This window comes from Sutterella parvirubra YIT 11816 (assembly GCF_000250875.1).
Taxonomy (GTDB): Bacteria; Pseudomonadota; Gammaproteobacteria; order Burkholderiales; family Burkholderiaceae_F; genus Sutterella; species Sutterella parvirubra.
Genome location: NZ_JH605019.1, coordinates 1,562 through 9,004, shown reverse-complemented (window position 1 = coordinate 9,004; position 7,443 = coordinate 1,562). Strand labels below are relative to the sequence as shown.

Annotated in this window: 7 protein-coding genes; 6 read left to right on the top strand and 1 reads right to left on the bottom strand. The window is 64.7% G+C overall.

The window, feature by feature from the left end:
* From HMPREF9440_RS11745 to HMPREF9440_RS09920, 4 genes are all read left to right on the top strand, one after another.
* Positions 1-273 (top strand): hypothetical protein (locus HMPREF9440_RS11745; RefSeq protein WP_040765632.1); only part of this gene is annotated, 273 nt, incomplete at its 5' end.
* 12 nt (positions 274-285) lie between these two features.
* Positions 286-933, top strand: coding sequence for a response regulator transcription factor (locus HMPREF9440_RS09930; protein WP_008543871.1), 648 nt, complete (start codon positions 286-288; stop codon positions 931-933).
* Positions 930-2,396, top strand: a complete 1,467-nt coding sequence (locus tag HMPREF9440_RS09925) for an FAD-dependent oxidoreductase (protein WP_008543870.1) — start codon at positions 930-932, stop codon at positions 2,394-2,396. Before HMPREF9440_RS09930 ends, HMPREF9440_RS09925 begins: the two co-directional genes overlap by 4 nt.
* Before the next feature lie 300 nt (positions 2,397-2,696).
* Complete coding sequence (locus tag HMPREF9440_RS09920) at positions 2,697-3,923, top strand: porin (protein WP_040765630.1); 1,227 nt, start codon at positions 2,697-2,699, stop codon at positions 3,921-3,923.
* Positions 3,924-4,115: 192 nt separating this feature from the next.
* Here the strand turns inward: HMPREF9440_RS09920 and HMPREF9440_RS09915 are convergent, their stop codons facing one another.
* Positions 4,116-4,703: an NAD(P)H-dependent oxidoreductase gene (locus HMPREF9440_RS09915; RefSeq protein ID WP_008543867.1), complete on the bottom strand. Its 588-nt coding sequence runs from the start codon at positions 4,701-4,703 to the stop codon at positions 4,116-4,118.
* 501 nt (positions 4,704-5,204) lie between these two features.
* Between HMPREF9440_RS09915 and HMPREF9440_RS09910 the strand changes: the two genes are divergently transcribed.
* Together HMPREF9440_RS09910 and HMPREF9440_RS09905 are read left to right on the top strand one after the other, a co-directional pair.
* Positions 5,205-6,695: an FAD-dependent oxidoreductase gene (locus tag HMPREF9440_RS09910; RefSeq protein WP_008543864.1), complete on the top strand. Its 1,491-nt coding sequence runs from the start codon at positions 5,205-5,207 to the stop codon at positions 6,693-6,695.
* Between the two features lie 13 nt (positions 6,696-6,708).
* Positions 6,709-7,059: a cytochrome c3 family protein gene (locus HMPREF9440_RS09905; RefSeq protein WP_008543863.1), complete on the top strand. Its 351-nt coding sequence runs from the start codon at positions 6,709-6,711 to the stop codon at positions 7,057-7,059.
* Positions 7,060-7,443 lie beyond the last annotated feature (384 nt).

Genomic DNA, 7,443 nt, shown 5'->3' with positions numbered 1-7,443 from the left:
TTCCGGGCGACGCGCCTGGGGGACCTCCCCGCCGTCGAAGCGGGGTTCGAGGTCGAAGCCCTTCCCGACGCCGGTGATTCGTCCGCATTGCCGGAAAAGGCCGCACTCCCGCATACTTCCACCATTGCTCCGGGCGTCGTGCCCGGCGCGTACGCGGCGGAGGAAGCCGCCCCTGAAGACTCGGGGGATGCCGATGCCGCCCCCAGAATTCACCGACCCGAAGAATCGGCTGAGCGCACGCGTCATGCCGCTCCCGATGCTCCGAAGCCGTAGAAAGGACCACCGATGACCACGAAACCTCTCGTCCGCCTCGTCGACGACGATGACGACTTCCGCGCGAGCCAGCGGCTCTTTCTCGGCATGGCTGGGTTTGAGGTCGACGACTACGCCTGCGGGGAAGTCTTCCTCGCAGAAGCGTCGTTGGAGCGCCCCGGCGTCATCGTCGTGGACCTCCGGATGCCCGGGATCGACGGGATCGAACTCCAACGCCGGTTGATCCAGCGTGGGTGCGATCTCCCCATCATCTTTCTCACCGGTCACGGCGACGTGACCACGGCCGTGCACACGCTCAAAGCGGGCGCGCTCGACTTCATCGAGAAGCACGGCGACCCGATGGCGCTGCGCGCCGCGGTGGAGAAGGCCTGCGCGGTATCGCTCAAACGCCATGAAGAAAAGAAGGCGCTGGGCGAACTCGCCGACCTCTGGGCGACGCTCACGAACCGCGAGCGGGAAGTGCTCGTCCTCGTGGCGGAAGGAAAGTCCAACAAGGAAGTCGCGTCGGCGCTCGGCATCGGCGCCGAGACCGTCAAGATGCACCGCGCGAACGCCTTCGCGAAGATCGGCCTCACGAGCGCGCTCGACGCCTACCGGTGGCTGGAGCGCCTGGGGCTTGTTGAAGGGGCGGCCCCGACGGCCGCCGCGGAGGAAGCATGAGCACGGGTCGCGGTTTTGGGGCCTCCCGGCGGGACTTCCTCTCGGGGCTTCTTGCGGCAGGGGCCGCGGGGGCTGCGTGGAACCTTCCCGGCGTCGCCCGCGCCACGGACCCGGCGGCCTGGAGCGAAACGGACGTTTTGGACGTCCTCGTCGTCGGCACCGGGATCGCGGGGCTCTCCGCCGCCTGCGCCGCGAAGGAGGCCGGGGCGAAGAAGGTCCTCCTCATTGAAAAGGGGCCGCTCATCGGCGGCCATTCCATCTATTCCTCCGGGTCGATCGCTGTGGTGACGCCGCGCACGAAACCCTACGGGCTGGAAGACTCGGCCGAGCTCTTCACCGCGGACGCCCTCGTTGTGGGCGGGGGCGCAGGGGACGAAGCGATCCTCATGAAGATCGCCCGAGGTTCGCACGACGCGTTCGAGTGGCTCGAATCCATGAACGTGCGCTTCGGCGCCCCCTACGTCGCGCACTCGGGCGTGCACCGCCGGTGCTTCACGATGCCGGGAAACAGCGCGGGGCGGAGCTACGTTCTGGCGCTTGCGAACCACGCCCGGAGCCTCGGGATTCCCGTGCGGTTGAACGCCCGCCTGACGGGGCTCTCCAAGACCCGCAACGGCTGGGGCGTCGCGGTCGAGAACACCGACGGGCCGCTCTCCCTCATGGAAGCCAAGACCGTCATCCTCGCGACCGGCGGCTTCACCGCGGACGTGCGCCGGCGCATGGCCGTTCACCCGCAGTTGACCGCGGACCTGCGCACCACCGCCAACCCCTACGGCACAAACTGGGACGGCGCGACCGGGGATGCGCTGGATCTCGTGCAGTCCGTGGGCGGCGCCTTGAAGACGGGCTTCGGCATGCAGCTGATTCCCTTCTGGGGCGGACGACTTTTGGACTACGTGGGCGGGGACATCTACTTGACGCTGCAGGGCCGGCGGTTCGTCGATGAAACGCGCCCCTGGAACGAGGTGGCGGACAAGATGCTCTCTCTCCCCGAAAGAGAATGCTGGGTCGTCACCGACCGGCAGTCGATGAAGGGCGCGACTCTTGGGTTGAAGCTCATCAACGGGATCGTCCGGAAGGCCGCCACCGTCGAAGAGCTCGCCCGCGGGATGGACGTGCCTTTGGCGAAACTCCGCCGGACCTTGGAGTCCTACAACCGCGCGGTGCGTGAGGGCTTCGACCCCGAGACGGGAAAGCGCGCCTTCGCGCAGACGATCTCGGAGCCGCCGTTTTATTACGGGAAGGAGCGGATCTACGTGCACACGTCTTTGGACGGGGTGGCGACCGACGCGTTGGCCCGGGTGGTCGACGCCGACGGGACGCCCGTCCCGGGACTCTACGCCGCGGGTGAAGTCGTGGGCGGGATCTGGGGGCGGGAGCGTCTGGGCGGCGCCCAGCTCACCAACTGCCTCGTCATGGGGCGGACCGCGGGGGCGCAGGCTGCGGAGGTGGCGAAAGGGTGAAACCCGGTTTGGAGCGCCTGCCCGTTCATCTCCATACCGTACCGGTGAAAAGAGTCCCGGCCTCCCGAAGAGCGCCGGGATTTTCACACCTCCCGGGGCCGTTTCAGGCGATTCTTGAACTCAAGTTCTTCACCCACAACGGAACGAGTCGTTCCGCTTTGCATCAAACACACTGATTTTTCTTGATTTTTTGGTTTTCACGGTGTTTTCACTAAGGCGATCAGCTTAGTTCGCCGCTTTAATGGTACGCAAACGGGTGGAAACCGCTCGAACCGAAGAAAAACAGTGGAGACTCAGGACATGTTCAAGAAGACTCTCGTTGCGGCCGCCATCGGCGCGCTTTCCATCTCGGCCTACGCCGCCGACGTCAACGTCTACGGCGTCATCGACTACGGCATGGTGTACAACCACACCAAGTACGAAGCTACGGACAGCGATTCCATCAAGGAAGACAGTTTCACGATGGATTCCGGCGTCAACTCCGCGACCCGCTTCGGTCTGCGCGGCTCTGAAGACCTCGGCAACGGCCTCAAGGTCGGCTTCAAGCTCGAAAACGGCTTCTCGTCCGACTCCGGCAAGCTTGGTGAAGACCGCCTCTTCGGCCGTGAAGCGACGGTGAACGTCTCCGGCGACTTCGGTACGGTCTACATGGGCCGCCTCGGCACGCTCGTCTCCGATACGGGCTCGGTCGGCTTCTACGGTGCGATGGCTTCGGCCTTCGGCTCCGGCTGGTCCGACAACATCGCCGGTCACACCAAGGTGATGGCCGCCTACACGTCCCGTCTCGACAACGTGATCGCCTACGTCTCGCCGACCTTCGCCGGCACGACGGTCTACGCCCAGTACGCCATGGGCGGTGACGACGGCGGTGACGAAAACAAGACGAACACCGACCGCTACGCCGCCTTGGGCGCGAAGTGGGCGGGCGGCCCCTTCGAAGTGGGCGCCTTGGTCGACTGGACGAACAAGAGCAATGCCGAACTCAAGATCGGCACGACCACCCTCGGCAGCAACGACTACACGATCGAAGACGCCTACACGTTCAACCTCGCGGGTTCCTACGACTGCGGCTTCGCGAAGACCTTCCTCGCCGTGCAGTACTTCAAGGATGCCTCGGATGCTGCTGGGATTCTCGGCACGACCATGGACCTTGTTAAGATCAGTGGGTTTACCGACGATGATTACGACGCCGTCCAGCGTGTCTTCAGCTTCGACGGCTTCGGCGTGCATCTCTCGACGCAGTTCGACGCCTTGGGCGGCACCTGGAAGGCCGGCATCGGCTACATGGATGGTGAAGCTAACGTGAACTCCACCTATGCGGAGGTCCCCTCCTTCGAAGCCAAGCCCGACCTCAAGGCCTACACGGCTTCCGTCGGCTACGAATACGCCCTCTCGAAGCGCACCACGCTCTACACGGGCATGGGCTACGTCCAGCGCGAGGTTGAGTTCACTGAAACCGACTCGACGTCCACCAAGTACGAAGGCAAGGCCTACGACTTCGTGGCCGGTCTCGTCCACCGCTTCTAATCAGCCTCTCCGCGGCTCCGGCCGCATGAGCTGAAAGCATTTCCCCGGTGCTCCATGTGAGTGCCGGGGATTTTCTTCATCTCGACAAACCGAACCCCCGACCGGACCGCGCCCATGCCGGGGGTTCTGGTTTTCGTGCGGGCCGAAGAGGAAGAACCTCGCGGTCTCCCCTTCAGCTCACCGACCGGGACCTCACCCGATCGCCGCCGCCACGTTCCGGATGTGCGCGACGAAACGCGTCATGTCGGCTTCGATGGTGGGGTTCTTGTGGACGTCGTTCGCCATGAAGGACTGCGTGGGCTTCAGACCCAGGAACGCCATCGTGCGGTGAAGCGGCAGGAAGACGCCGTCGATCCCGACGCCGCCGAAGAACTGATCGGGCTCGGTGAAGGCTTCCAAGGGCGCGTTCCAGGTGGAGGAGAGCATGTAGTGCTTGTCGGTCAGGAACCCGCCCGAGCCGTACTTCTTCGAGGCGTCGCTGCGCGAGCGCCCGTCGCCGCCGCAGAGCCGGGGCGAGACGAACACCTCGTCCTCGTACTTCTTCAATTGCCACGGCGTCGACATCCACCACCCCGGCGTCTGGATCACCACGAGGTCGGCCTTGAGGATCTTTTCGACTTCGGCTTCGACGTCCCAGCCGTTTTCGATCTGGGTGGCGTCGGTCGTCCAACCGAGGGCTTCGAGGGTCTTGCGACCCTTCTCAACGAAGGCGTGGTTCAACGTGCCGCCGCTGTGCCCCAGCGCGCAGCCGGCGTCGATGAAGAAGGCGTGTCGAGTCATTTGCTTTTCTCTTCCGTGTTCGATTCGAAGGCCGCGGGGCGCAGAGGCGCTGCCTCGCGGGCTTCTTCCGCACCGGCGGGAGCGCCGGCACGGACGTGTGCTTCGGCGAAGTTTACGCCTCAAGGTGCGCTTCGTTGAGAGGTTTTTCACGTTCTACGCCTTTTGACGGAGCCGGTTCGACACCTCTGCCCGTACACCTGCGGGCCCGGATCTCCCCAACCGATTCACCCCAACTGCTTATGGGGAAACTCCCACCTCTCCATGTCCCCGATTCGACATCACCTGTCCTCAATTCTTATTGCCTTTTGACGCGGACGGCGCGAAGATGGTTCTTAAGACAGGCGTAAGACCGTCAAGACCCGCGACCCGGGCATCAAAGCTTCGGATCGCTTGAAGACCGCACCTTGCCGAAGGACGCATTTCCCCGAACGGCCGCCCTTTCTCACGCCTCGACCAAGGCGGGCGGCCGCGGAATCGTCCCCAAAACGGAGGATCTAAAAGATGAACCAAAATCGTCGTGATTTGCTCAAAGGCACGATCATCGGGTCCGGCGCGCTGATCGCGGGCGCCGCCCATGCGAAACCCGAACCGAAGGGCAAGCCCAAGCCCGAAACCTATGACGTGGTCGTTGTGGGCGCGGGCTTCGCCGGCATGTGCGCCGCGCTCGAAGCCGCTGAAAAAGGCGCGAAGACCGTGCTCCTCGAAAAGATGGGGCGCCCGGACGGCACGACCGTCTATTCGTCCGGTTGGATCGCCGCCGTCGGCTCCCGCTTCCAGAAGAACCATCCGGAGGATTCCAAGGAAGCGTTCTTCAACGACATGATGAAGCTCTCGGGCTACCACTCCGACCCCGAACTCGTGAAGGTCTACGCGGACGAAGCCGGGGACGGCATCGACTGGTTGGCCGACCACGGCACGCCCTTCTTCCTCTGGGAGAACCTCCCCGCGCCCGAACTCTCCCGCTGCGTGATCAGTCCGGGTGAAGGCATTTCGGGCGGCTCGAAGCTCCTTCGCTGCCTGATGGCCGCTTTGGACAAGGCGGGCGTCAAGATCCACTACAACACCAAGGCCGTTCACTTGATCAAGAACGACAAGTGGGAAGTGGAAGGCGTCGAATGCCTCACGCCCGAAGGCCCGAAGCACTACCGCGCCAAGGGCGGCGTGATTCTGACCACCGGCGGCTACGGCGCGAACGAAGCGATGGTCGCGCAGTACATCGGTGCGTGGGCCGCGAAGCTGATCGTGCGCGGCTCGCCCTGGATCACGGGTGAGAACCTGCTCTTGGCGAGTGAAGTCCACGCGAAGCTCGTCAACATGGACCAGTTCTACGCGGGCCCGATCACCCCGACCGGCCACGCGAACCCGTCGCCCCTGATGCACGCCGGCTACGGCATCCAGGTAGGCACGAACGGCAAGCGCTTCGTGCCGGAAACCTGGCTCCAGGTCCCGAAGGCCAAGGCCATTGCGGAACGCACCCCCGACAACCGCAGCTTCATGCTGATCGGTCAGGACGCGGACGCGAACGACAACATCCTCTCGAACACGATCGAGCGCTTCGGCCGCTTGGGCTACAAGGTCCCGAAGGGCGACACGATCGAAGAGGTCGCGAAGGCCGCGGGCGTCGACCCGGTTGCTCTCGCTGAAACCGTCAAGGAATTCAACGCGGCGGTGAAGGCGGGGAAAGCGAAGGAACTCGATCCGCCCTACGAATACGAAACCCCGCATGCGCTTGAGACCGGTCCCTACTACATGGTTCCGGCCGCGGGCGGCATGGCGAGCACGATGGGCGGCCCCAAGATCGACAAGGACGCGCGCGTCGTCAACTTCGAGATGAAGCCCATTCCCGGGCTCTACGCCGCGGGCGCCGCGGCGGGCGGGCTCTGGTACCAGGACGACATCGGCGGCAACCAGTTGGGCGGCGGCATGGTGTTCGGCCGCGTGGCGGCGCGCCATGCGGCGGCTCGTGCCAAGGCTTCGAAGGCTGCGAAGTAAGGGAGGACTGATCATGCTCAATACGAAACAACTCCTCTCCGCCCTTCTCGCGGCGGGCGTGCTGGCGCTCTCGGGTTCGGCGGGTGCCGCGGACTTCCTCGCGGACCGTCACGGTGCGCGCGGCGTCGAATGCAAGACCTGCCACCAGACGGCGACGCCGGCGCCTGGCGCCGTCGTGTCGTCCAAAGCCTGCGACGGCTGCCACGGCGGCCTCGACAAGGTGGCCGAACGCACGAAGGACATGGTCCCGAATCCGCACTACAACCACCTGATCAACACCGACTGCCAGGAATGCCACAAGGGGCATCAGCAGAGTCAGAACCTCTGCGGCTCGTGCCACAACCTGGAATGGAAGGTGCCGTAATCGGGTGAGTTGATCGCCGGATCAACGGAAACCCCGCCGCCGGGCGACCCGAGCCGAAAGGCAAGCTTCTCCGGCGGCGGATCTCCTCCTCGACGCGTGAGGCTGGCGGTGAGACATGAGCCGCCCGATCACGCGGGCTGAGAGCCCGACCGGGAAGTGTGCCGGTCGGGTTCTTTTTTCTTTCCGGCGGGGCGCGGGATGGGGCTGCGCAAACCGTTTGTTTCCGGGTCGCCGGAACCTGAGGCCCGGGCGATAATCGTCCAAGCGGTTGGGGGTCTGCGCCCGACGAAATGCGCACACCCCTGCCCTGCCCGACCATCCCGACCGACCCGACCACCGACCCGACCACATGACCACCAAAAGCTCCTCCGCCCTTCCCACCCG

What these genes read in the sequence shown, in the direction of transcription:
- HMPREF9440_RS09905 (WP_008543863.1), top strand. Translation starts at nt 6,709, where the DNA reads ATGCTCAATACGAAACAACTCCTCTCCGCCCTTCTCGCGGCGGGCGTG.
- HMPREF9440_RS09930 (WP_008543871.1), top strand. Translation starts at nt 286, where the DNA reads ATGACCACGAAACCTCTCGTCCGCCTCGTCGACGACGATGACGACTTC.
- HMPREF9440_RS09915 (WP_008543867.1), bottom strand. Translation starts at nt 4,703, where the DNA reads ATGACTCGACACGCCTTCTTCATCGACGCCGGCTGCGCGCTGGGGCAC.
- HMPREF9440_RS09910 (WP_008543864.1), top strand. Translation starts at nt 5,205, where the DNA reads ATGAACCAAAATCGTCGTGATTTGCTCAAAGGCACGATCATCGGGTCC.
- HMPREF9440_RS09925 (WP_008543870.1), top strand. Translation starts at nt 930, where the DNA reads ATGAGCACGGGTCGCGGTTTTGGGGCCTCCCGGCGGGACTTCCTCTCG.
- HMPREF9440_RS09920 (WP_040765630.1), top strand. Translation starts at nt 2,697, where the DNA reads ATGTTCAAGAAGACTCTCGTTGCGGCCGCCATCGGCGCGCTTTCCATC.